Origin of the sequence: Moorena sp. SIO4A5 (assembly GCF_010672005.1) — a bacterium.
In the GTDB taxonomy this organism is placed as follows: domain Bacteria; phylum Cyanobacteriota; class Cyanobacteriia; order Cyanobacteriales; family Coleofasciculaceae; genus Moorena.
The window spans coordinates 17,297-38,877 of sequence record NZ_JAAHHZ010000043.1; the positions used below are offsets into that span (position 1 = coordinate 17,297).

A 21,581-nucleotide genomic window follows, 5' to 3' on the forward strand; every position below is an offset into this window, starting at 1 on the left:
TTTAACATTTTTAAAAAACGTTGCAGACGCGATCGCAAAGCGGTTCCAAACGAACTTCGCAAAACGGTTCAAAAGGAACATCCCTAAACCGGTTCTCATAATAATAAGGTACACAAGATTGTTTCCCGATTCCCGATTCCCGATTCCCGATTCCCGATTCCCGATTCCCGATTCCCTCCTAAACCCTCAAACGCCTTTCAATCCCATTTTCCCAACAATCACACATCTCCTGAACTGTCATCTCAATCACACACTGACCATTTCCTACCAGTACTCGTAAACCAGCATTTTCCCCTTGAACAACACCCAGTTGTTGCCAATATCCTTCATCCCCCAACTGTTGCTGTAGATAAGATTCCCAACTTGTTTCCTGTTGAGGACTCACAGAAACCAGAATCCGACTCCCCCCCTCACCAAATAGCACCTGATCCCAGCGCAGGTCTAACGACTCGGAGCTATAGCCTAGAGTAATGTCTGCCCCCAACTTACCTGCGATACAGGATTCAGCCAAAGCCACCACTAATCCCCCTTCAGCACAGTCATGAGCAGAATTTACCCAACCTTGACTGATACCCTCTCGCGTTACCGTTTGGATACGACGCTCTAAATCAAAATCCACTACTGGTGGCTTGCCCGCAACCATGCCATGAATCGTTGCCAGATACTCCGAAGCGCCTAATGTAATTTGGGATTTAATTTGGGATTGACTATTGTTCCAGTATTTAGTCCCCAATCCTAATAAATAGATTAAATCCCCTTCAGCTTGCCAACCTTGACCACAGGTTTTAGTAATATCAGCAACTAATCCCACCATCCCCACCACTGGCGTCGGGTAAATCGACTGAGGATTGCCGTCACTATCAATGGTTTCGTTATACAAGGAAACATTCCCCCCAGTCACAGGAGTGCTCATTTCCCGGCAAGCCTCTGCTATTCCTGCACAAGCAGAGGCCAGTTGCCAGTAACCCACAGGCTTTTCAGGAGAACCAAAATTCAGATTATCGGTTACTGCCAAAGGTTCTGCACCCACACAGCTGAGATTCCTTGCTGCTTCTGCTACCACAGCCTTTGCCCCTTCATAGGGGTCAAGATAAACATAACGGGAATTACAATCCACCGTTGCCGCCACACCACCAGACGAGGTTACAGGTTGAAGGTTGGTTTCAGGTTGAAGGTTAGTAGGTTGAAGGTTAGCAGGTTGAAGGTTAGTTTCAGGTTGCAGGTTAGCAGGTTTAAGGTTAGCAGGTTTAAGGTTAGCAGGTTTAAGGTTAGTTTCAGTTGAACCTTGGCCTTTCGGCCACGCTTCGCGAACAACATTCAACCTGTCAACATTCAACCTTTCAACATTCAACCTTTCAACATTCAACCCTTGTGGGCGTAACCGAATCACCGCAGCATCAGCGTTTCCTGGCAAAATTAAGGTATTGTTCTGGACTTGGTGGTCGTACTGGCGATAAACCCAACGTTTCGACGCAATAGTTGGAGTATCTAGGAGTTGACCTAGGATGTCATTCCAACTGTAATGTTTGCCGTTAATGTCAATACCTTTAACATTACAGGGAGGGAGGGAATCCCCATGCCATTCCCAAGCCTGTAAAGCATAGTCTGGTGGTTCTGTCAATAGCTCCCGCTGATAAATTGGAGTATTATCGGCTAGAGCAGTAGCTGGGATTTCTGCTGCTACCTCTCCTTGGAACAAAATCCTGACCAAAGGTTCTTCGATTACCTTACCTGCTACCACAGCATGGAGTCCCCAACGGTGGAAAATATCTATCAGTTCCTGTTCTCGACCCTTGTGGGCAACAAACAGCATTCGTTCTTGGGATTCCGACAGCAAGTATTCATAAGGCACCATACCGGTTTCTCGCACTGGCACCAGGTCTAAATCGAACTCAATACCCAAGCCCCCTTTAGCTGCCATTTCTGAAGTCGAACAGGTTATCCCAGCGGCTCCCATATCTTGAGCAGCTACTACCGCACCGGTTTGAAATGCCTCAAGACACGCTTCAATCAAAGACTTTTCTAGGAACGGGTCCCCCACTTGCACCGCTGGGCGGTCATCTAGGGATTGATCCGTAAGTTCCGCACTAGCAAAACTTGCCCCTCCCATGCCATCTCTACCGGTAGTGGACCCAACATAGAGCACAGGATTTCCAACTCCAGAGGCTCCAGAGGTAACAATTTCTGGAGTTTCCATCAGTCCCAGAGCCATCACATTCACCAAGGGATTACCAGTGTATGCCCGGTCAAAGTAAACTTCACCCCCTACAGTAGGGACACCCACGCAATTGCCATAGTGACTGATTCCTGCTACTACCCCATTAAACAATCGTCTAGTGTTGGCATTATCCAAAGTCCCAAAGCGCAGAGAGTTTAAGACCGCAATCGGGCGAGCTCCCATGGTAAAAATATCCCGTAGAATCCCCCCTACTCCGGTAGCAGCTCCTTGAAACGGTTCTACTGCTGAGGGGTGATTGTGGGATTCGATTTTAAAGGCCAGTTGTAGCCCATCACCTAAGTCTACAACACCAGCATTTTCCCCAGGACCGACTAGAATACGTTTGCCTTCTGTGGGAAATTGCTTCAGTAGAGGACGGGAGTTCTTGTAGCAGCAATGTTCCGACCACATCACACCGAACATTCCCAGCTCAGCTTTATTGGGATGACGCCCTAGGCGCTGGACAATTTCTTCATATTCAGAAGGGGTTAACCCTTCAGCAGCAATCTCTTCTGGGGAAAAGGAGGTAGAGGAATTAGTGGGCATATCACTCTGGGCACAAACGGCACAGAGATTATTTTATAGAGTATTGAGCCAATTATGATCAATAGCCAGACTTCTTCAGCTCCTTTGGTTCCCGTCCTTGGGATTTTTGCGTGCGATCGCGAAGCGCTTCCAAAGGAACATCGCGTATCAGGTATCAGGTATCAGCTATCAGCTATCAGCTTTTAGTTTTTAGTTTATGCGCTACGCGCACGCTACGCTAACAGCTTATGTGCTACGCGCAGGCTACTTGAGTGGCTATTGGCCAACGGCTGAGCGCTGACTGCTGACCGCTGACCACTGACTTCTGACTTCTGACTTCTGACTTCTGACTTCTGCTATACCTTGCCAATTCCTTAGCCACAATAAAATCACCCACGTGGGTAATGTCTCCGGTCTATTCCCCGTATTACTGTATAAGCATAGCTGCAACTTACAATCTTATCACCCCTAAAAGCGCAGCTCTATCAATCTATCCATTAATCTATCCATTGGAGGCAAATCCATTATGTCTAGGAATTTCGATCATCTAGCATACTCTGTATCCACCCTAGTTTATCAATACAATTGCTATAGCCCAGACACAATCGAATACGTTTTATTTAATCAAGGACTCCTAGCCGGTCTCCAAAGACAAGCCGAAGCTAGCGACAGTCCAGTTTACTTAGAAGGGTATCAGATCGGACAGAGCTATTAAGTTGTTATCGAGGTTATCCACTTATGGCCTTGCACGCACTGGGGGGAATGCGCAGAGCAAGTCATGAATCGTAGGGTGGGCAGTGCCTACCAACGCGGTTTGCAAGCTTCATTATCTGTCTGGTGCACTGCCCACCAGAGCAATTAGCCTGCTTTTCCCCAGTCAATCTTCGATCAGACTACGAATTTCTCTAACTTGTTCGATATACTGCCCATCATTCCAAACTGGTACAACTCCTTCGTAAGAAATCGGTTCAACTAAATCAATCCATGAGCGACAGCCTCCGTACTCTTGGTGGTAGGGAGTGATCACAGGCTCAGGTAACTGATAAGTACGCAAAAGCAGTACATATAAAGGTTGACGTGGCTTCCACTTCCAACGCTCACTCACAAATTGTTCATTCCAAATATGATAGGGTAGCAGCGCAGCAACAGTGGATTGCTCCGTTACTGGCAAAATATCAGTAATAGACGCCCAGCTACCAATCCGAACAGTTTCCGGATGCCAACCTGAGGGCACAGGTTTCACAACTCCCCCATAGTCAGGTTTAAGCAAATTAGGCTTTTGATGCTCATAGGTAGGGTAGAGTAAAACCTTGTGGTGAGCCACACTGAAGCAGTTGCCCTGTTCACGAATACCGCCTTTGCGTAACAGCATAATCGTTTTGCCCGCTTCTAAGGCATCAACCGCAACAGCCCATTCTTTGAGGGCATGGGTAGTAGTTGAAAGCATAAATTTAGTAATGGGACTTTTCCAATAACAATAAGAGGTTTGCGTTTTCCTAGGATAGAATGCCAATATTACTCTCAGTAGGGAATAGGGAGTCGGGAGTCGGGAGTCGGAATCCCCCCTAACCCCCCTTAATAAGGGGGGAAGGGAGTCGGGAGTCGGGAGTCGGGAGTCGGGGTAAGACAATTGAATGTACCATCTCCCCATCTCCCCGCGCCCCACCCCCTATTCCCAGATCCGCTGTTCCCTGTTCCCTTTGCTATACCAACCACCCATGAGTAATTCTCAAGCAAACAACCGTAAAACTATTAACAAAGTCGCTATTGTAGGAGGAACCCACGGCAATGAATTTACCGGTGTATACCTAGTCAAAAAGTTTGAGAAGTTTCCAGAATTAATCACTAGACCTAGTTTTGAAACCTTGACAAAAATAGGTAATCCCCAAGCCTTTCAAGCGGCTAGGAGATATATTGATACAGACTTAAACCGCTGCTTTGCTAAAAGTGACCTGGAAAATCCTGAGCTTTCTTTCCTAGAACAAACCCGAGCCAAAGAGATGGCTACAACCCTAGGACCAAAAGGCAATTCCCAGGTAGATTTTATTCTAGATTTGCACAGTAGCAGTGCTAATATGGGGTTTACTATAATTCTCGTCAACAACGACCCCTTTAATTGGCAACTTGCTGCTTATCTGAGTTCCCTTGACCCCTTAGTTAGAGTTTTAAGTTCCATTGAACCAGGTAAAGAAAATACCTTTCTAAACTCTCTATGTAACTTCGGCTGTTCTATTGAAGTCGGTCCCATTGCACCAGCTAGTCTCAAGGGCGCTATTTTTCAGAAAACTGAAGCCTTAATTCACGCCACGTTAGATTATATTGAAGATTATAATAACGGGAAAATATTATCAAACACTTATCCTCTAACTATTTATCACTATTTAAAAGTAGTTGACTATCCCAGAAACAAAGCTGGTGAACTAGAAGGTATGATTCATCCTGAGCTCCAGGGCAGAGATTATCAAGAACTCAATCCTGGTGACCCCATATTTCTTACCTTCGATGGCACCACAATTTACTATGAAGAAGAAGCCACGGTTTGGCCAGTATTTATTAATGAAGTTGCCTACTATGAAAAAGGAATAGCGATGTGTTTGACTAAAAAAGAAATACTTACTTAGTGTTTAGGGAACAGGGAACAGGGAACAGGGAACAGGGAAAGAGTGGGGAGATGGGGAGATGGGGAGATGGGGAGATGGGGAGATGGGGAGATGGGGAGATGGGGAGATGGGGAGATGGGGAGATGATAGCGTTTTGCTTGTAGCTTAAGTAGAATCCCGACTCCCGATTCCCGACTCCCGACTCCCGATTCCCGACTCCCGATTCCCGATTCCCGACTCCCGACTCCCGATTCCCGATTCCCTACTCCTGACTCTGTAACCCCTGCTGCAATATTTCTAAAACTTTGGCTAAGTTTCCGGCTAATAATGCAGCTTTATCTAACCATAATCCCGGAAAAATTTCTGAACAAAGTATGCCCTCAGGATTGGCTTCCAGTTGAGTATATTCCCCTTCAGTTAACCGAAACCAATCAAATTCACCATCATCAACTCGCCATACCAAATACTCTTGTACTGCATTACGGCGATAAACGTTTAATTTTTTGTGTAAATCAATAGAAACAGTGCTAGCCGCAATTTCAACGATTAACTCCGGCGCACCTTCCACATAGCCATCCTGACTAATTGTAGATTGTCCTCCTACTTTCAGTCTAAGCAGTGCATCGGGTTGAGCTTCATTCTCAAGATCAAGCCTAACAGTACAATTATCTCCTAATTGCAGGTTAGGAGTATAGGTTTGGTAGAAGCCTAACCACAACATAATCTGAGCATGGGGTTCACCATGTTGTGTAATTCTCAGGGGAGATGCCATGTAAACAATTCCTTCAATTAATTCGGCTTTTTTCAAATCACCCATAGCGGAATAGCGCAGCTCAAATTCCGCAAGGGTTAGTTGATCCCCATTTTCTAAAGGAGGAATAGTCGGGTCCCGAGTAATTGTGGCAGTTGATGTCATTTTTTTCGGCTCTACTTTATTTGTTATTTAACAGGGAATAGGGAACAGGGAACAGCGGATCTGGGAATGGGGAGATGGGGAGATGGGGAGATGGGGAGAATGCAGAATTTTATTGCTGATCAAACTCTTATTAATTCCCAATTATAGCGTTTTGCCTGTAGCTTAACTAGAATGCCGATTCCCGATTCCCGATTCCCGATTCCCGACTCCCGACTCCCGATTCCCGATTCCCGACTCCCGACTCCCGATTCCCAATTCCCAACTATTGAAAACTGATTTATTCCTTCGGCAACCATTCGATATCCAGTAATTGCTCAAGACAGTAGGGACATTCTGAAGGAAAAGTTACGGAATTCTGAGTTTTTATCTTCACAAATCCTAGGGCATCGTTATAAATAGAACTCAGTTCATCATCTAGGTAATTACGGAGATTAGTCGTCAGTTTTCGTTTGAGCTGAATTCGGAAATTATAGATTTCACCTTGCCAGTGAACTGCATTATAGTCAGATTCACTTGTCCAATAGTGCAGGAATAATAAATGACGGATTACTTGTTCTAAAAGGCTAGCTACAGCATTTTTCTTTTCTCTGCCCAAATCCTCTAACTCCTCAATTAAGTTATCCCAATCTAGTTGATTAAATTCTTGGTTTTTCAGGAGCTTAATAGTTTCTTCTAGCCATTGGGCATCATCAATTTCGTAGAGATTTTTTAAATTTAAGCTACTATTTATACTACTCATAATCAATTGTCACTAAAAACCTCACTTACTTTTCTATATCAAACACTCCAGACACTTTCAAATTAATATCTTTAAATCCAGGAGATAACACTAAATCATCACCGGAAAAGCTACCCACTTCTGTATAAGTATTTTCCTTAAGTTCTAATACCAATATACTTTGACTTTCCGGGTCCACAATCCAGTATTCAGGAATGCCACAATCCTGATATTGGATTCTTTTAGCAATATAGTCTCGCTCTCGTTGTAATTCTCCCGGGCTAACCACTTCAACCACTAATAAAGGCGGTGACATAGAGAGGCGAATGGTATTACGCTTTGATAATTGTTGAATATGCTCTTCTCGAATTATAGTCAAATCAGGATAACGGTTTTTCGGTTCACCTCTAACTTCTAATTCTAATCCTTGACCCCGGACTCTACGATGACCTACCAGTAAAGCAAACTGAATCAATAAAAACGTAGCAATTTCAACATTAAATCCCGACTCTGGAGGCATTTCAATTAACTCTCCATTAAATAACTCATATAATTTTTCTGAGTTATCATTGTATAATAAATACTCGTCAAAGCTTTGAAATTTATGGGTCAGTTGTACCATCATACTTCACCTGTAAAGTCCGTGTAAGCATTCAGCTAATGCGCTACGCGCACGCTACTTGAGGTGCTAATGCGCTACGCGCACGCTACTTGAGGTGCTATCAGCTAACACACCCTACTTACTTTTTTGGATAATATAGCAATTCTGTTTCCCATGAGGTACAAAGGGATCCCCCGTTGGTCCCCCTTAAAAAGGGGGACTTTGAGGTTGATAATTGTACCTCATACATGCAATCAACGCTATATTGTGTTCACGTGCAAAGCCCGGTGCGTTACCCCTATCGGCTAACACAAAAGCCCGGTGCGTTACGCCTATCGGCTAACACAAAAGCCCGGTGCGTTACGCCTATCGGCTAACACAAAAGCCCGGTGCGTTACGCCTATCGGCTAACACAAAAGCCCGGTGCGTTACGCCTATCGGCTAACACACCCTACTTACTTTCTTGGATAATAGCAATCCTAAATCAATTGTAAGAATTCTTGTTCCCTGCTCCTGTTCTCTCCCCATCACCCCATCACCCCATCACCCCATCACCCCATCTCCCCATCTCCCCATCACCCCATCTCCCCATCTCCCCACACTCCCTACTCCCTACTCCCTACTCCCTAATTTCTTAAGACTCCGATACGCTTCAGTCAATGACGTCAAATAAGGTTTAAGGCGACGATCCACGAATTGAAGCATCGGTTGGTTACTCTCCCCCACCGCACAGGTATAGTAAGGAATATCGCTATCGAGTTGAGCCATGATAGACTCTGCAACCAGCATGGCACCACGGCCACGCCGTTGGAACCGTCGCACCACAAACATCGAGGTATAGCGGATAGTATCTGGGCCAACCCGGTGGTTCACCATCCAACCCACAACCTCTCCTTGATAGAGCAAACCCAAACTGTTGAGGGGTTCTAGTTTTGAGGGTTCCAGAAACGGAGACAAGGATTCAGGATACCAAACCTTTTGCTTTTGCCGTTGGTGAATCCGTTCCTCCTGGGCTGGGGTTAGCTCTGCCCAAGGAAACAGGGTGAAATCTTTCGGGAAACGATAGTGGTGGATCCAGGGGGCTTGGGCAATATGTTCGCTATCAGATTTTGCCAAAATTAGGGAAATTTTAGGAGTTTCCCATCCCAATCTTTCCAGCAAGGGTTCTAAGGCAACGGTGGTGAGTTCTGTGGCTTGGTAGGATAGCTCCATTTGGCTACAACCCAGTTCCCGGACGTGGCCTTCCAGATGGGTGATTAACCCGCTGGCAACCCCCTGTCTGCGGTTTTCTGGGTGGACGAACAGGGAAAGAATGACCCCACTAGTGGTGTCGGTTTTGGGGTCTTTGCGCAGTTCCGCCACCAGCAAGCCCACCATTTCATCATTTTCTACTGCTGCTAAACCCAGCAGTTCCCCGAGAGGGCTGGCACCTTGCCAGTGGCTAGCAATGCTGGGGCAGGTGTAGTCATCGTATTCTAAGGAGGCAGCAGCATCAAAGTTTTCGAGCCACTGATAGGTAATTTGGGGGGAGTAGGTGGTAGTCACTGGCTTTGGGGAATTGGGAATCGGGAATCGGGAATCGGGAATCGGAATCCCCCCTAACCCCCCTTAATAAGGGGGGAAGGGAATCGGGAATCGGGAATCGGGAATCGGGAAATTAATCGTAGGGTGGGCAGTGGCTGTTGCCTGAAATTGGCTAGCAGCCGTGAAGCTATGATCAGCCACTGCCCACCAGACAGGAACTTTTTTTAACTCTATCTGTCATGCAGCCAGCAAATGCGATCGCTTCCATTTTCAGATGGGGAGATGGGGAGGAATCGTAGAATCGTAGGGTGGGCAGTGGCTGTTGCCTGAAATTGGCTAGCAGCCGTGAAGCTATCATCAGCCACTGCCCACCAGACAGGAACTTTTTTTAACTCTATCTGTCATGCAGCCAGCAAATGCGATCGCTTCCATTTTCAGATGGGGAGATGGGGAGGAATCGTAGGGTGGGCAGTGGCTGTTGCCTGAAATTGGCCAGCAGCCGTGAAGCTATGATCAGCCACTGCCCACCAGACAGGAACTTTTTTTACTCTCTGTGTCATGCAGCCAGCAAATGCGATCGCTTCCATCTTCATGATGCATCTAAATTATTACTCTTTTACCCGGTGGGTGGAATGGACATCTTGTTGTGGAACAGGCATCTTGCCTGTTTCCTGCCTTGGAACCGGCATCTTGCCGGTTATCAATATTCCCAGGCAGGCAGGATGCCCACCCCACTCCTATTCATGCCGCCTCTCATATCAAGGCTTCTGCCAACGCTATAAACCCAAGAAGAAGCCTGCTCCACAATGCCACTGGGGTAGCAAGCTTCTCTCAAGTCAGCCCTCAGTTTCGAGTGCGACTCTACCTTCTGCGACTAATGCCCGCCAAGCACGCCCGTGCCAGGTAACCGAAAACGAGTTAGTTGCACAGGTAGCTCGCCAATTTATCCAGGCGAATCGTGCGCCATCCGAGACCAAAAAGGGGTTTTGACATTTTGATCGGATAGTGGTAAATTAAGGGCACTACTCGGCGTCGTCGCCCGCAAAAGGACGTCCTTTCATTGGATTTACTTCTGACGCTCCACAGTACTGGGAGAGGGACTCGGAGACTGACTCCTCATTTTGCCTTGCTACCCCGTTTCGAGAAACAGGAGCAGTCTGTTTGGGTAGGAGTTTTTTCTTGGGCATGGTTTCATCTCCATAGAATTAAACTTTCTGTGGTTTAGCTTATTGAGTTGGCTGTGCCTGTGTCAATAGGTTTTTTCTTACGTTTTGTTACGTGGGGAGTGGGGAGTGGGGAGATGGGGAGATGGGGAGATAGGGAGATAGGGAGATAGGGAGATAGGGAGATGGGGAGATAGGGATAATCGTAGGGTGGGCAGTGGCTAGCAACGGAATTAGCCAGAGCCGTGAATATATCATCAGCCACTGCCCACCAACCAGGAACTACTTTTTTTAGAGATGGGGAGATGGGGTAATGGGGAGAATCGTAGGGTGGGCAGTGGCTAGCAACGGAATTGGTAAACAGCGGTGAATATATGATCAGCCACTGCCCACCAGCCGGAACTACTTTTTTTAGAGATGGGGTGATGGGGTGATGGGGAGTTTGATTAGAATGTGTAGTGTGGGCTATGGGCATAATCTGATAGCACCTCAAGTAGCGTGCGCGTAGCGCATTAGCTGATAGCTTACCTATAATCAGGCATACCATTACGTAAACGAACGAGTAAACTTGTGATGGAAAACAAAGTAATCGATGTCAGTGGTCTAAGTCCAAAACAGATTGCTATCATTACAGAAATTGTTGAGACTTTTAAGTTAGTTGCTCAACAAACTAATTTGACCCAAGATTATCGACAAGCTGAAACTCCCACAAAATCTTTAAATCTTGCCGAGAGAATCAAACAACGTTTTGCTCATTTAGCAGATGTAGAAATTCCAGAAATTACCAGAGATAAAATGCGTACTCCTCCTCAATTTTATCAATGATCATTTTAGATACTAATGTCATTTCCGAGTTAATGAAAGGTAATAACTGTTCAGTAAGTATCTCTAACTGGACATCTCAACAACTTATAACCAACTTATATACTACTACCATTACTCAAGCCGAAATTCTGTATGGTATTGCTATTTTACCCCAAGGTAAAAGACAAGATGAACTGCAAAAAGCGGCTAACTTAATGTTTACAGAAGACTTCTCAGGGCGTATTCTTTCTTTTGACCAAAAAGCGGCTGTAAGTTTTGCCTTAATTGCATCCAAAAGAATAAAAATAGGACAACCAATTTCTCAAGCCGATGCTCAAATTGCAGCTATTTGTTTAAGCCATAATGCTACCCTTGCGACTCGTAATGTTGATGATTTTAAAAACTGTAATATTGCCATTACCAATCCCTGGGACTATCGAGTAATATCAGGTCCGGAGAATTAGTTAGAAAAAACTTTATACCTTGAAACCTTATTCTTTTACTTCTGCCTTCTGCCTTGCTTTTGCGCCTAGTATAAGTATTCAACCGGACATGATATTACATATATTCTACCAAATCTTCTAATGGTTCATCAAAATCATCTGACATAATGATTTGACCTGCCCAACTACCATAACCGTGAGTGGTTCCTATCTTTTCGTGATCAGATTGTGTATTATTTGGATAGTTTTCTCGTAAATAGTCTGCATAATGCAATAGTTCCCTCTTGAGATGTTCAGGCAGACTAATAACGACTTTCCATAAGGCTAACTCAGTATTCATAACGTTTATTTTAACCAGTAACGTAGGGAGTCGGGAATCGGGAATCGGGAATCGGGAGATTAATCGTAGGGTGGGCAGTGGCAAGAATCGCGAAATCGGCAAGGTTGGTGAAGAGCTGATCAGCCACTGCCCACCAGAGGCGGAAGTATTTTTTTTAGTCTATCTGTCAAGGATTGGCAAATGCGATCGCTTCTACTCAAGAATGGTAGGGTGGGCAGTGGCAAGAATCGCGAAATTGGCAAGGTTGGTGAAGAGCTGATCAGCCACTGCCCACCAGAGGCGGAAGTATTGTTTTTACTCTATTATCGTAAAGCATGCTTCAGATGCGATCGCTTCCATCTTCAGGATGCATCTGATTAAAGCTGTTTGACCCAGTGGGTAGAATGGGAATCGAATGTGGAACCGGCATCTTGCCTGTTTCCAAATGCCATGGAACGGGCATCCAATGTGGAATGGGAATCGAATGTGGAACCGGCATCTTGCCGGTTACAATTCTCAGCATCCAATGTGGAACCGGCATCTTGCCGGTTACAATTCTCAGCATCGAACGTGGAACAGGCATCTTGCCGGTTACAATTCTCAGCATCGAACGTGGAACAGGCATCTTGCCCGTTCCAATTGTCAGAAAATCAGGGCTAGCCCGTCACGCAACTACTCAGCATCGCCGCCCGCAAAAGGAACACCCCTCGGTAACCCCCTGCCGCCGCCTGCACCAGCCGGTGCGATCGCATTAGCATCTGCTGTTGAAGCATTCCCCACAGTTTCACGCTGAACAGGAGCAGCTTGAAGGGGAGTGAGTTTCTTAGTTTTCATGATTTTCACCCAGAATCAATTATTCTGAATTTATTCTACCCTTTCTTGAGATGTCAACCTAGGATATAGCGGTTCTTAATTTTGTGAGGTACAGAGTTCTCGGTTTTAGGGAACAGGGAACAGTAAATATAGAATCGGGAATCGGGAATCGGGAATCGGGAATCGGATAAAAATAATGTGTACCTCATTATACCGGAAATAATATAGCAATTTGCAGATATTTTAATTATTAAAATTGCGCAAAAAACCTAATTTAAAATTATAAAAATAACTTATTTTGGAGGCCAATTGCTCTATTGACTGTTCCCTGTTCCCTATTCCTTGTTCCCTGTTCCCTGTTCCCTGTTCCCTAAACAACCATAACTATGTACTTAAACAACTCGCCAACCGTTATGGAAACCAATCGTCATCCAAAGCTTGTGTGAGATAAATTTCTGCTTCTGGGGGAAGTGTAAACAGTTTAGAAACGGATTTTACAGCACTGGTATAGGCTTTGTCGTAGAAAGTTTCCAGTTGAGTACGAAGGCTAGGGCTATCCTCAATAATAGTTTTAATTTGGGTGCGAAAGTTAACAACTTCAGCCGCCCAATGATTCCTATTTCGTTCTTGTTCAGATTTCCAATAAGCCAGTTTCAGCAGGTGTTCTAAAAGACGGGTTAAAAGACTCAATAATGCTCGCTTTTCACTTTTACCCATGCTTTCAATTTCTTCAATTAAATTCTCCCAGTCCACCTCACTAAAATTACGATTTCGGAGATTTTCTACGGTTTCCTGTATCCATTGATAGTAGTCAGTTTCATAGGATGTGTATGGTTTCATGATTTTAGATACTAATGTTATTTATTTAGAGAACAGGGAATCGGGAATCGGGAATCGGGAATCGGGAATCGGGAATCGGGAATCGGGAATAGCGATCGCTGCATCAAGACAGGGAATCAACGTTAAATAAGACTGTAAATCATAACTGCGATAAACGCTATAAAATCAAAAAATATTTGGCACTCCTTCCTAAGGTTACCTGTTCCCTATTCCCTGTTACCTATTCCCTTTTCCCATCAATTCTGTATAATTTAGTAGCAAACAAATTTTATGATTGTTTTATGAACATAGGGATTTTATACACAGGGGGCACCATTGGTTCTGTGCAGGGACCCGATGGGCTGTATCCACTAGATACTGTTGGTTTCCAAAAGGCGTTTGATGAGAATATTTTGCCGATAATTCAAAGTCAATATCCCGATTGTACCATTGGCTATATTGATATCGGGTTTGGTCCCAATAACAGCACTCTCGACAGTACCAACTTGCAGCCCCAAGACTGGTGTACTATTGCGATCGCAATCCTGGAAGCCTACGATAGCTATGAGTCTTTTATTGTGCTCCATGGCACGGACACCATGGCTTGGACCGCTTCCATACTGTCGTTTTTGATGACGGGGTTAGATAGCGATGGCAACTATAACGCTTTGTTGAGCAAGCCGTTGGTTGTGACTGGCTCCCAACTGCCACTATTTGTAGAGAAAGCCGACTCCTCCTATACTGTACGCTTCAACACCGATGCACTCCAAAACGTCTGTGGTGCCGTAACCTCCTGTTGTGAAGGTGTACCGGAAGTTTGTCTGTACTTTGATTCCACCTTAATGAGGGGCAATCGCACGGTCAAGACCAACGCCAGTGAGTTCAAAGCCTTCTCCACTCCCAACTATCCCAATATTGGGGAATATGGCTTAGACTTTGACGTGGACAACAAAGTCGTGCGCCCCTTGCCCACAGACCCCTCTCTTGCACTCTCTGTCAAGGGCGAGCCTGCTTATGACGCTTTATCAGCTCAACTGACCTACATTAACGATAATATTAACAGCATTACCATTCTTCCCTTTTCGGCTTTCCCCGCCTATTATGATGTCTCTGCTGACCCCAATACCAGCGTACTTGGGGATATGCTGGCGGCCTGTATTAATCAGGGAGTCGATGGTTTAATTCTGGAGTCTTATGGGGCAGGGAATTTCCCGTCTGGCAATCCAGACACTCCTGAGAATGGGGCGATTTACAAAGTTCTCGACGAAGCTGATAACAATGGTACCGTGATTGTTGACTGTACACAAGTTCTCAGCGGGATTGTCAATTCCCAGACCTACGCAGCAGGTTCCTGGCTCAGTCAGGTAGGAGCAGTTGGGGCCTATGATATGACCCCAATTGCCGCTGCCACCAAGCTTACCTACTTAAAGCTGTTAGCTAAATACTATAACTGGGATCAATACAAGATTAAAGAACTGATGATGACTAATCTCGTGGGCGAGATTATGGATGTCAACGTTCTCGATGCCAGAGGAGAAGGCTTCTTAGCGCCGGGAGAGACAATTATGGCTCTTGATGGCACTGCCATTTTGACCAACGAGCCCGGACAGGGTCCAGTCTTAACTGGCACTAGCTTAGAAGAGCCTTTCGTGTTCCTTGAGGATCCCAGCTCTGCCAAGTTGCCTGGTCAATTGCATATGCAAGAAGACGGTCAATTAATCTTCTATGACCGGGACAACCAAGCCGTTTATCAGGCCGGGGGCGAACCAGATCCTGACACCCGCTCATCCAAGCTGATCCTAGAAGGTGAAACTACTGATGGTGGCACCAAGCTTTATATCGAGAATTACGGCAAAGAGCCCTTCTATATTTATCCCGAACAGTCCGATGCTAAGGGCAAGAATAAATCCCAGGGTAAGGGTAAGAAGAAATAATATCAAGTCCGGTTGAATACCCATAATTAACAGTAGGGTGGGGAGATGGGGAGATGGGGAGATGGGGGAGATTTTGATTAAGGGTAATTATCCGGACATGATATTAGGGAATAAGTACAAAGCGCAATGTTCCTTTATAAGTGCTTTGCGATCGCTTTTCTTTAGACATCAATACACTTAAAACAGTTTCCAATTATTTCTATAAATCCGTGTAGGGATTGTGATGCTTTTTGTTACCTACTCCCTACTCCCTACTCTCTATTCCCTATTCCCTATTCCCTATTCCCTATTCCCTATTCCCTATTCCCTATTCCCTATTCCCTTTATTCTAAACTAAGAGATTCACTATCTTTAAACTACCATGATTGCTGATAAAATACCAAATTACATTTCAAAAGAAGACTATCTCTCCCAAGAAGAAGATAGTGCCATCAAACACGAGTATAGTGATGGAGAAATCTATGCTATGGCTGGAGCCAGTGATGCCCATGTTACTATTGCCGGAAACTTATTTGCACTGTTAATAAATCATGTAAGAGGCACTGGTTGTCGGGTTTATATGGCAGATATGAAAGCGTATATTGAAGCCGCCAATAGTTATTACTATCCTGATGTTATGGTGACTTGCGATGCCAGAGATAGAGAATTGACCAATTATAAAAAATATCCTTGTTTAATTGTCGAAGTTTTATCTCCCAAAACCGAAGCATTTGACCGGGGTAACAAATTTTATAACTATCAAAAATTATACACATTGGTTGAATATGTCTTAATTAGCCAAGACCATCAGCGCCTAGACTGCTTTCGCCGTAATGCCCAGGGAATTTGGACATTACAATTTTATGATCCAGGTACTGAAATTAACCTAGAAAGTGTTGATTTTCGTACCAGTATTGAGGCTTTGTATGAAGATGTCACCTAAGCATTCAGCGATCAGCGATCAGCAGTCAGCCTAAGCTGGTTTTAATTTAAATTCTATTGTTATGACAGCAGTACAAAATTGATAATCGTAGGGTGGGCAGTGCCTGGTAATGCGATTGGCCTTTCGGCCACGCTACGCGAACGCTATCTGTTATTATCGGTTTCAAGCACTGCCCACCCTACCTAACTATGAAATTAAATAAAGAGCAAATTATCAGGTAATAGTTAACTGCTAAGCTAACCAAAAAACTAACAATTAATTACACATAATTGAGTCCACAAGTTGCCCAAACTGTTAATCGTAAATAAATGTAAAAAAAATTAATTACCCCTTGCATTTTTTCGAGGAGTTATGTATACTATAGAAAGTACAGACTGAAACTAATAACCGCGCTGGATATGCCCGTTAATCATCCCCAGCGCGGCTTTTCTCCCACCTAAATAGGAGCTACTTCCATAATGGCACCAAAAAATCACAATTATCTCTGTGGAATGGGCATCTGTGGAATGGGCATCTTGCCCGTAGCCTTGATGGGCATCTGGTGGAATGGACATCTGTGGAATGGGCATCTTGCCCGTAGCCTTGATGGGCATCTGTGGAATGGGCATCTTGCCCGTTCCTTTTTGGCAGCGGACCCGGTGGGTGCCATGGGCATCTTGTTGTGGAACGGGCATCTTGCCTGTGACAATTTTCGGGCGGGCTGTCCCAAAACTGGCTACCGAGAAAATGAGTGCGAGCCCGTCCCTAACCGGTGCAGATGATTTTTGCTGTTTGACTGTGCGAGGTCTAATCCTGAATGCGATTGGCCTTTCGGCCACGCTACGCGAACAACCTGTAACCTTGGCCTTGGCCTTTGGGCCACGCTACGCGAATGGCCACGCTACGCGAACAACCTGTAACCTTGGCCTTGGCCTTTGGGCCACGCTACGCGAATGGCCACGCTACGCGAACAACCTTGGCCTTGGCCTTTGGGCCACGCTACGCGAATGGCCACGCTACGCGAACAACCTGTAACCTTCAACCCACCCGACTCAAACCCCTTGGGCGAACAACCTTAAAAAAAAATGGATAAATTCATCTAATATTCATAGAAATTTAATCTATTTTTGAATAAAATTAAGGAATATTGAAAGACTAGTTATAGTCTCTCTCGGTAGTATTATAATGTCGGTATTTTCGTTATGATTATTTTTAATTAAGCAACGAAAAATTCTTCAGTTTTGTCAAAGGTATTGTAGGATGTAGTTTGGGATAAAACCCTAAACTACCAAGGCTTTTTTTGATCTGTTAGTGCTTGTTGAACTGTAGCAACACGACTACCTCACTATGACCCAATTGAATTATTGGTTGAAATCCTTAGGAATGCTAACTGTAGCTGTGCTGACTACGGTAACTCCTATTACTTCCAGGAAAGCTAGCGCTAGAACAGTTGCGGACTTAAGGCAACAGGAAAAATCTCTGGAAATTTCTGTGGTTCCTCCAGAAATAGCTCCTCCCGATTCCATTAAAATCCCTGTTCCTCCTCCGGAAACGAACAAGAATGGCATTTGTCCGGAGTTTCTGCCACCAGTAATTGACTCGATTATCGATCATCCTTCCTTGGCGAGAGGGAAATGGGGGATTTTGGTTGAATCATTATCAGAAGAAAAGATTTTCTACAGCCACAATGCTAATCAATACTTTATCCCTGCTTCTAACATCAAACTATTAACTACAGCGGCAGCATTAAACAAGCTTCATCCCAATACTCCGATTCGCTCTAAGTCAATGGAAGAATGGGTGAAGATAACGAATCTAAAAAGCAACAATAGTTATGCTGATACCTTATTGCGCTATATTGGCGGGTCAGAAGTAGTGCAGGATGCTTTGGCGGAATTAGGAGTTAACCCTAATAGTTATCGATTGGTAGATGGGTCTGGCTTATCCCGGAAAAATTTAGCGACTCCGGAGGTATTTGTAACCACTCTCAAAGGGATGAGTGATGCTAATAATAATGAAGTTTTCTTCGCTTCTTTACCAGTTGCGGGAGTGAGCGGTACTCTCAAAAATCGGCTGCGTCATCCCTCTACACAAACCAAAGTTCAAGCCAAAACCGGCACCCTCAGAGGAGTGAAAGCTCTGTCTGGATATCTAGAACATCCCGATTACGGAACTATTGTGTTTAGCATCATGGTTAATCAACCATCCCAGTCAGGCAAAGTCTTAGAAAAGGGAATTGATCAGATCGTTCTGCGCTTAACTCAGCTGATGCCTTGTAGTTGATAGAGAGGCTGGGGAGATGGGGAGATGGGGAGATGGGGAGATGGGGAGATGGGGAGATGGGGAGATGGGGAGATGGGGAGATTTTTATTAAGGGTAATTATCCGACTCCCGACTCCCGTTCCCCTCCTGGGAGGGGTTAGGGGTGGGTTCCGACTCCCGACTGTCTAATCCTTCAAACTAGTCTTCCCCCTATTCCCTATTCCCTATTCCCTATTCCCTATTCCCTATTCCCTGCAACAATCCGATCAAAATACCAATTCAATACCGGAGCGAGCAAGCTATGGAACCGGCCTAGTAATCTCATCTCGAATCCTGGCATGATCCCAAACTGCTTTTTCTCAATACCTCGTACAATCTGATTCGCTACAGCAGTTGCACTCCACATCTGGGCACTGCCAGTAATCATCTTAGTTTCCAGGGGCTTGGTTTTATTTTCTGCTTCTAGTTGTGGGGTATCGGTATCGGGAGGATAGACAATAGAAACATGAATACCTTGGGGCTTTAACTCACCGCGCAAGGATTCCGCTAAACCCCGCAAGGCAAATTTACTGGGACAGTAAGGGGTATAGCCATAAATACCAATCAGTCCAGCACCGGAAGATAGCAGTACAATATGACCCTTTTGTTGCTCTACCATGCTGGGTAGTACTGCTTTAATTGCATAGAGGGAACCAAAATAGTTAACTGCCATGGTTTGTTCAAATACCTCTATGGGCAGCTCTTGGAAGTAACCGGGATGAGCAATACCAGCGCTAGTGATTAATAGGTCAGCCGGACCGATTTGATCAATTGCTTGCTCAATAGCTGCTTCTACCTGTATCTGCTGGGAAACATCAGCAGAAATAGTGATAATTTTTGCTTGCGGATGCCTTCGCATCCCTTCAATCTCGACTTTAGCCTGCTCTAGCTTAGCTGTATCCCTAGCAATCAAGGTCAGATTAGCTCCCTTCTGGGCTAATAATTTGGCAGTAGCTTTGCCAATCCCACTGGAACCCCCTGTGATAATAGCGTGCTGTTGATTGAAGGTCATGGTTGAATCTATAGGGAACAGGGAGTCGGGAGTCGGGAATCGGGAGTCGGGAATCGGGAATCGGGAATCGGGAATCGGGGGCGTTGGGTCAGTCTTGGAATGAATAGGAGTAGAGTGGGCATCCTGCCCGCGCGAAAATATTGATAACGGGCAAGATGCCCATTCCGGTCACGGGCAAGATGCCCATTCCACAGATGCCCATTCCACAGATGCCCATTCCACAGATGCCCATTCCACAGATGCCCATTCTACCTGACTCTTAAAATCATTCCATTATTAAGCAACGCCCCCTACTCCCTACTCCCTACTCCCTATTCCCTAAACTAAAAATGAATTATGCGATCGCGGATTCGCTTACCGCCACTTCCTCATTCTTAGCTGGTAAAGGTGCTGGTTTATTAGTCATAAATTCAGCCAGCTGAGCCTCAATTTGGTCACGAACAATTTGGCGATATTCCAGGAAGTGTTCTGCGTAGGCACAAACCACAAAGAAAGAGCCCACAACTTTCGGTTTCTGCTGAATCAGCTTAAACAGACTATTCCAGAAAGTCCAGCGGGTCTTACGAAGAACCCCTTGTCGCCAGCATATGGTCAGTAGCGCCCGGATAATCACCCAATCGATCGGACGAGATACACCATGCCTTGGTAGACCCAGCTTCATAAAGTAGTTGTAGATGCGGTTTAAAAATCGCTCTGGGTCATACAGAGTCCAAAACGCCTCCACATATTCACGAGCAATTTCTTCCACTGGCCGAGTTGGCACAAAATTGATCAAAGTGGTTTGGTTAATATTAGCCCCACCATCGAGAAGTCGTCCTTCTTTTTCAAGGCGATGCCACAGAGCAGTATTAGGCAATGCCTGCAACATACTAAACAAGGCAATAGGAATCGAGGTTTTCTCAATAAACTGGACAATGCGATCGCCTGCGCCAGGTTTTTCCCCATCAAAGCCCATGATAAACCCTGCCATCACCCTGATACCTGCCTGGGTAATTGCATCCACGGATTCACTCAGAGAATCTCGAGTATTTTGGAACTTTTTTGTCAGGGTAAGGCTGTCTTCATCAGGAGTTTCAATGCCTAAAAAGACCTCTTTAAAATTACAATCGACCATCAGGTCCATCAGTTCTTGGTCTTGAGCCAAATCCACTGAAGCTTCTGTGGTGAAGCTAAAAGGATACTCGTGTTCAGCCATCCAGACTTTCATGGCTTTCAGCAGAATCTTGACATTGCGCTTATTGCCAATAAAGTTGTCATCTACTAGAAAAATCCCCCCTTGGAAATTCAGTTCTAAGAGGCGTTCTAGTTCAGCTAACAACTGCTCGGGAGTTTTGGTGCGGGGTTTGCGACCGTAGAGGACAATAATATCGCAGAATTCGCACTGAAATGGACAGCCCCGAGAGAACTGGATTGCCATGGTGTCATAGGCTTCCAGGTCGAGAAGATCAAAACGGGGGATTGGGCTCTCCGTAACATCCGGCTTCTCACCATTAGCACGGAACACCCCTTTAGTCTCGCCCCGTTCAATCGCTGACACAAACATCGGTAGGGTAATTTCCCCTTCATCCAAAATCAAGTAATCTGCCCCAGCCGCTTCCGGTTCGTGGGGTGAGGTAGTCGGGTAAGGACCACCCACGGCTACCTTTTTCCCACGGCGCTTAGCTTCCTGAATTTGCTCAAGGAAATCTTTTTTCTGGACGATCATACCTGAGATAATCACTATCTCAGCCCAATCCCATTCTGCCTCCGTTACCTCAGATACATTGCGGTCAAGCAGTTTAAAGGACCATGTCTGAGGTAATATCGCCGCTACTGTCACCAAACCTAGGGGTGGCATCAGTGCCTTGTGATTCACCAACTCAATGGTTCTCTCCATTGACCAGAAACTTTTGGGAAACAGAGGATATAGCAGTAAAACTCGCATAAGTAGCACCTGAAACGATAGTTAGGTTTTCCGGAATTGATTTATC

General features: G+C 45.2%; 30 protein-coding genes. 15 read left to right on the plus strand and 15 right to left on the minus strand.

All coding sequences use genetic code 11. From position 1 onward, the window contains the following. Positions 1-178: 178 nt before the first annotated feature. Together purL and F6K57_RS15335 are read right to left on the minus strand one after the other, a co-directional pair. Positions 179-2,764, minus strand: coding sequence for a phosphoribosylformylglycinamidine synthase subunit PurL (gene purL, locus F6K57_RS15330; RefSeq protein WP_293068978.1), 2,586 nt, complete (start codon positions 2,762-2,764; stop codon positions 179-181). A gap of 856 nt (positions 2,765-3,620) precedes the next feature. After that, entirely contained in the window at positions 3,621-4,394 is a 774-nt protein-coding gene (locus tag F6K57_RS15335) for a DUF1802 family protein (RefSeq protein ID WP_364302991.1), read from the minus strand. Positions 4,395-4,461: 67 nt separating this feature from the next. Between F6K57_RS15335 and F6K57_RS15340 the strand changes: the two genes are divergently transcribed. Next, on the plus strand, positions 4,462-5,364 hold the full coding sequence (locus F6K57_RS15340; RefSeq protein ID WP_293068981.1) for an aspartoacylase: 903 nt from the start codon (positions 4,462-4,464) through the stop codon (positions 5,362-5,364). 241 nt (positions 5,365-5,605) lie between these two features. Here the strand turns inward: F6K57_RS15340 and F6K57_RS15345 are convergent, their stop codons facing one another. The 3 genes from F6K57_RS15345 to F6K57_RS15355 all read right to left on the minus strand — a co-directional run bounded on the left by F6K57_RS15345 (position 5,606) and on the right by F6K57_RS15355 (position 7,599). Then, positions 5,606-6,259 carry a Uma2 family endonuclease gene (locus F6K57_RS15345; protein WP_293068983.1) on the minus strand — a complete coding sequence of 218 codons (654 nt, stop codon included), beginning with the start codon at positions 6,257-6,259 and terminating at the stop codon, positions 5,606-5,608. Between the two features lie 277 nt (positions 6,260-6,536). Continuing rightward, a complete protein-coding gene (locus tag F6K57_RS15350; protein WP_293068986.1) occupies positions 6,537-6,998 on the minus strand; it encodes a DUF29 domain-containing protein in 462 nt (153 codons plus the stop codon). A 25-nt stretch (positions 6,999-7,023) separates the two neighbouring features. Further along, complete coding sequence (locus F6K57_RS15355) at positions 7,024-7,599, minus strand: Uma2 family endonuclease (protein ID WP_293069074.1); 576 nt, start codon at positions 7,597-7,599, stop codon at positions 7,024-7,026. Positions 7,600-8,078: 479 nt separating this feature from the next. Between F6K57_RS15355 and F6K57_RS15360 the strand changes: the two genes are divergently transcribed. Beyond that, positions 8,079-8,216, plus strand: a complete 138-nt coding sequence (locus F6K57_RS15360) for a hypothetical protein (protein WP_293028802.1) — start codon at positions 8,079-8,081, stop codon at positions 8,214-8,216. Here F6K57_RS15360 and F6K57_RS15365 read toward each other — a convergent pair. Both F6K57_RS15365 and F6K57_RS15370 read right to left on the minus strand, forming a co-directional pair. Then, the gene (locus F6K57_RS15365; RefSeq protein WP_293028805.1) at positions 8,191-9,123 is read right to left on the minus strand and encodes a GNAT family N-acetyltransferase; all 933 of its coding nucleotides are present in this window, start codon (positions 9,121-9,123) and stop codon (positions 8,191-8,193) included. The genes F6K57_RS15360 and F6K57_RS15365 overlap by 26 nt on opposite strands. Positions 9,124-9,295: 172 nt before the next feature. Beyond that, entirely contained in the window at positions 9,296-9,460 is a 165-nt protein-coding gene (locus F6K57_RS15370) for a hypothetical protein (RefSeq protein ID WP_293068991.1), read from the minus strand. On the opposite strand from F6K57_RS15370, the gene F6K57_RS15375 reads away from it, so the two are divergent. Continuing rightward, positions 9,448-9,588: a hypothetical protein gene (locus tag F6K57_RS15375; RefSeq protein ID WP_293068994.1), complete on the plus strand. Its 141-nt coding sequence runs from the start codon at positions 9,448-9,450 to the stop codon at positions 9,586-9,588. The two genes, F6K57_RS15370 and F6K57_RS15375, sit on opposite strands and share 13 nt — an antisense overlap. Before the next feature lie 160 nt (positions 9,589-9,748). Beyond that, positions 9,749-10,009 carry a hypothetical protein gene (locus F6K57_RS15380; RefSeq protein ID WP_293028817.1) on the plus strand — a complete coding sequence of 87 codons (261 nt, stop codon included), beginning with the start codon at positions 9,749-9,751 and terminating at the stop codon, positions 10,007-10,009. A 115-nt stretch (positions 10,010-10,124) separates the two neighbouring features. On the opposite strand, the gene F6K57_RS41995 is transcribed toward F6K57_RS15380, so the two are convergent. Further along, positions 10,125-10,289: an anacyclamide/piricyclamide family prenylated cyclic peptide gene (locus F6K57_RS41995; protein ID WP_364302999.1), complete on the minus strand. Its 165-nt coding sequence runs from the start codon at positions 10,287-10,289 to the stop codon at positions 10,125-10,127. 34 nt (positions 10,290-10,323) lie between these two features. Next, complete coding sequence (locus F6K57_RS15385) at positions 10,324-10,812, minus strand: hypothetical protein (RefSeq protein WP_293028820.1); 489 nt, start codon at positions 10,810-10,812, stop codon at positions 10,324-10,326. Between the two features lie 26 nt (positions 10,813-10,838). On the opposite strand from F6K57_RS15385, the gene F6K57_RS15390 reads away from it, so the two are divergent. Both F6K57_RS15390 and F6K57_RS15395 read left to right on the plus strand, forming a co-directional pair. Continuing rightward, positions 10,839-11,090 (plus strand): hypothetical protein, encoded by a 252-nt coding sequence (locus tag F6K57_RS15390; protein WP_293068997.1) that lies wholly within the window; start codon positions 10,839-10,841, stop codon positions 11,088-11,090. Beyond that, positions 11,087-11,533, plus strand: a complete 447-nt coding sequence (locus tag F6K57_RS15395) for a type II toxin-antitoxin system VapC family toxin (RefSeq protein WP_293069000.1) — start codon at positions 11,087-11,089, stop codon at positions 11,531-11,533. The genes F6K57_RS15390 and F6K57_RS15395 overlap by 4 nt, the downstream gene beginning before the upstream one ends. Positions 11,534-11,627: 94 nt before the next feature. On the opposite strand, the gene F6K57_RS15400 is transcribed toward F6K57_RS15395, so the two are convergent. Next, positions 11,628-11,852, minus strand: coding sequence for a DUF2281 domain-containing protein (locus tag F6K57_RS15400; RefSeq protein WP_293028883.1), 225 nt, complete (start codon positions 11,850-11,852; stop codon positions 11,628-11,630). Between the two features lie 180 nt (positions 11,853-12,032). Between F6K57_RS15400 and F6K57_RS15405 the strand changes: the two genes are divergently transcribed. Both F6K57_RS15405 and F6K57_RS15410 read left to right on the plus strand, forming a co-directional pair. Further along, positions 12,033-12,212: a hypothetical protein gene (locus tag F6K57_RS15405; protein ID WP_293028829.1), complete on the plus strand. Its 180-nt coding sequence runs from the start codon at positions 12,033-12,035 to the stop codon at positions 12,210-12,212. Positions 12,213-12,218: 6 nt separating this feature from the next. Beyond that, positions 12,219-12,491, plus strand: coding sequence for a hypothetical protein (locus F6K57_RS15410; RefSeq protein ID WP_293028832.1), 273 nt, complete (start codon positions 12,219-12,221; stop codon positions 12,489-12,491). A 12-nt stretch (positions 12,492-12,503) separates the two neighbouring features. On the opposite strand, the gene F6K57_RS15415 is transcribed toward F6K57_RS15410, so the two are convergent. The 3 genes from F6K57_RS15415 to F6K57_RS15425 form a co-directional block, all read right to left on the minus strand. Further along, on the minus strand, positions 12,504-12,665 hold the full coding sequence (locus tag F6K57_RS15415; RefSeq protein ID WP_293028835.1) for an anacyclamide/piricyclamide family prenylated cyclic peptide: 162 nt from the start codon (positions 12,663-12,665) through the stop codon (positions 12,504-12,506). A gap of 53 nt (positions 12,666-12,718) precedes the next feature. Beyond that, entirely contained in the window at positions 12,719-12,853 is a 135-nt protein-coding gene (locus F6K57_RS15420; RefSeq protein WP_293069003.1) for a hypothetical protein, read from the minus strand. 202 nt (positions 12,854-13,055) lie between these two features. Next, complete coding sequence (locus tag F6K57_RS15425) at positions 13,056-13,484, minus strand: DUF29 domain-containing protein (RefSeq protein ID WP_293069006.1); 429 nt, start codon at positions 13,482-13,484, stop codon at positions 13,056-13,058. 176 nt (positions 13,485-13,660) lie between these two features. Here F6K57_RS15425 and F6K57_RS15430 point away from each other — a divergent pair, with 176 nt between their 5' ends. The 7 genes from F6K57_RS15430 (at position 13,661) to F6K57_RS15460 (ending at position 18,749) form a co-directional block, all read left to right on the plus strand. Then, positions 13,661-15,397, plus strand: a complete 1,737-nt coding sequence (locus F6K57_RS15430; RefSeq protein WP_293069009.1) for an asparaginase — start codon at positions 13,661-13,663, stop codon at positions 15,395-15,397. Positions 15,398-15,434: 37 nt separating this feature from the next. After that, positions 15,435-15,578 (plus strand): hypothetical protein, encoded by a 144-nt coding sequence (locus F6K57_RS15435; protein WP_293028848.1) that lies wholly within the window; start codon positions 15,435-15,437, stop codon positions 15,576-15,578. Positions 15,579-15,758: 180 nt separating this feature from the next. Further along, a complete protein-coding gene (locus F6K57_RS15440) occupies positions 15,759-16,319 on the plus strand; it encodes a Uma2 family endonuclease (RefSeq protein WP_293069012.1) in 561 nt (186 codons plus the stop codon). A 458-nt stretch (positions 16,320-16,777) separates the two neighbouring features. After that, a complete protein-coding gene (locus F6K57_RS15445) occupies positions 16,778-17,080 on the plus strand; it encodes a hypothetical protein (protein WP_293069015.1) in 303 nt (100 codons plus the stop codon). Positions 17,081-17,096: 16 nt separating this feature from the next. Further along, positions 17,097-17,333 (plus strand): hypothetical protein, encoded by a 237-nt coding sequence (locus F6K57_RS15450; RefSeq protein ID WP_293069018.1) that lies wholly within the window; start codon positions 17,097-17,099, stop codon positions 17,331-17,333. Between the two features lie 312 nt (positions 17,334-17,645). Beyond that, entirely contained in the window at positions 17,646-18,581 is a 936-nt protein-coding gene (gene dacB / locus F6K57_RS15455) for a D-alanyl-D-alanine carboxypeptidase/D-alanyl-D-alanine-endopeptidase (RefSeq protein ID WP_293069021.1), read from the plus strand. 24 nt (positions 18,582-18,605) lie between these two features. Beyond that, complete coding sequence (locus F6K57_RS15460) at positions 18,606-18,749, plus strand: hypothetical protein (RefSeq protein ID WP_293028869.1); 144 nt, start codon at positions 18,606-18,608, stop codon at positions 18,747-18,749. Between the two features lie 49 nt (positions 18,750-18,798). Here F6K57_RS15460 and F6K57_RS15465 read toward each other — a convergent pair whose 3' ends face one another. Together F6K57_RS15465 and F6K57_RS15470 are read right to left on the minus strand one after the other, a co-directional pair. After that, entirely contained in the window at positions 18,799-19,611 is an 813-nt protein-coding gene (locus tag F6K57_RS15465; RefSeq protein ID WP_293069025.1) for an SDR family oxidoreductase, read from the minus strand. A gap of 334 nt (positions 19,612-19,945) precedes the next feature. After that, a complete protein-coding gene (locus tag F6K57_RS15470) occupies positions 19,946-21,535 on the minus strand; it encodes a B12-binding domain-containing radical SAM protein (protein WP_293069028.1) in 1,590 nt (529 codons plus the stop codon). Positions 21,536-21,581 lie beyond the last annotated feature (46 nt).

Coding starts and splice junctions, on each gene's coding strand:
- F6K57_RS15470 (WP_293069028.1), bottom strand. CDS start 21,535: ATGCGAGTTTTACTGCTATATCCTCTGTTTCCCAAAAGTTTCTGGTCA.
- F6K57_RS15460 (WP_293028869.1), top strand. CDS start 18,606: ATGGGGAGATGGGGAGATGGGGAGATGGGGAGATGGGGAGATGGGGAG.
- F6K57_RS15345 (WP_293068983.1), bottom strand. CDS start 6,259: ATGACATCAACTGCCACAATTACTCGGGACCCGACTATTCCTCCTTTA.
- F6K57_RS15370 (WP_293068991.1), bottom strand. CDS start 9,460: ATGATAGCTTCACGGCTGCTAGCCAATTTCAGGCAACAGCCACTGCCC.
- F6K57_RS15440 (WP_293069012.1), top strand. CDS start 15,759: ATGATTGCTGATAAAATACCAAATTACATTTCAAAAGAAGACTATCTC.
- F6K57_RS15340 (WP_293068981.1), top strand. CDS start 4,462: ATGAGTAATTCTCAAGCAAACAACCGTAAAACTATTAACAAAGTCGCT.
- F6K57_RS15355 (WP_293069074.1), bottom strand. CDS start 7,599: ATGGTACAACTGACCCATAAATTTCAAAGCTTTGACGAGTATTTATTA.
- F6K57_RS15415 (WP_293028835.1), bottom strand. CDS start 12,665: ATGAAAACTAAGAAACTCACTCCCCTTCAAGCTGCTCCTGTTCAGCGT.
- F6K57_RS15350 (WP_293068986.1), bottom strand. CDS start 6,998: ATGAGTAGTATAAATAGTAGCTTAAATTTAAAAAATCTCTACGAAATT.
- F6K57_RS15395 (WP_293069000.1), top strand. CDS start 11,087: ATGATCATTTTAGATACTAATGTCATTTCCGAGTTAATGAAAGGTAAT.
- purL (WP_293068978.1), bottom strand. CDS start 2,764: ATGCCCACTAATTCCTCTACCTCCTTTTCCCCAGAAGAGATTGCTGCT.
- dacB (WP_293069021.1), top strand. CDS start 17,646: ATGACCCAATTGAATTATTGGTTGAAATCCTTAGGAATGCTAACTGTA.
- F6K57_RS15405 (WP_293028829.1), top strand. CDS start 12,033: ATGCGATCGCTTCTACTCAAGAATGGTAGGGTGGGCAGTGGCAAGAAT.
- F6K57_RS15420 (WP_293069003.1), bottom strand. CDS start 12,853: ATGAGGTACACATTATTTTTATCCGATTCCCGATTCCCGATTCCCGAT.
- F6K57_RS15400 (WP_293028883.1), bottom strand. CDS start 11,852: ATGAATACTGAGTTAGCCTTATGGAAAGTCGTTATTAGTCTGCCTGAA.
- F6K57_RS15390 (WP_293068997.1), top strand. CDS start 10,839: ATGGAAAACAAAGTAATCGATGTCAGTGGTCTAAGTCCAAAACAGATT.
- F6K57_RS15335 (WP_364302991.1), bottom strand. CDS start 4,394: ATGGGGAGATGGTACATTCAATTGTCTTACCCCGACTCCCGACTCCCG.
- F6K57_RS15385 (WP_293028820.1), bottom strand. CDS start 10,812: ATGGTATGCCTGATTATAGGTAAGCTATCAGCTAATGCGCTACGCGCA.
- F6K57_RS41995 (WP_364302999.1), bottom strand. CDS start 10,289: ATGCCCAAGAAAAAACTCCTACCCAAACAGACTGCTCCTGTTTCTCGA.
- F6K57_RS15445 (WP_293069015.1), top strand. CDS start 16,778: ATGGCACCAAAAAATCACAATTATCTCTGTGGAATGGGCATCTGTGGA.
- F6K57_RS15425 (WP_293069006.1), bottom strand. CDS start 13,484: ATGAAACCATACACATCCTATGAAACTGACTACTATCAATGGATACAG.
- F6K57_RS15465 (WP_293069025.1), bottom strand. CDS start 19,611: ATGACCTTCAATCAACAGCACGCTATTATCACAGGGGGTTCCAGTGGG.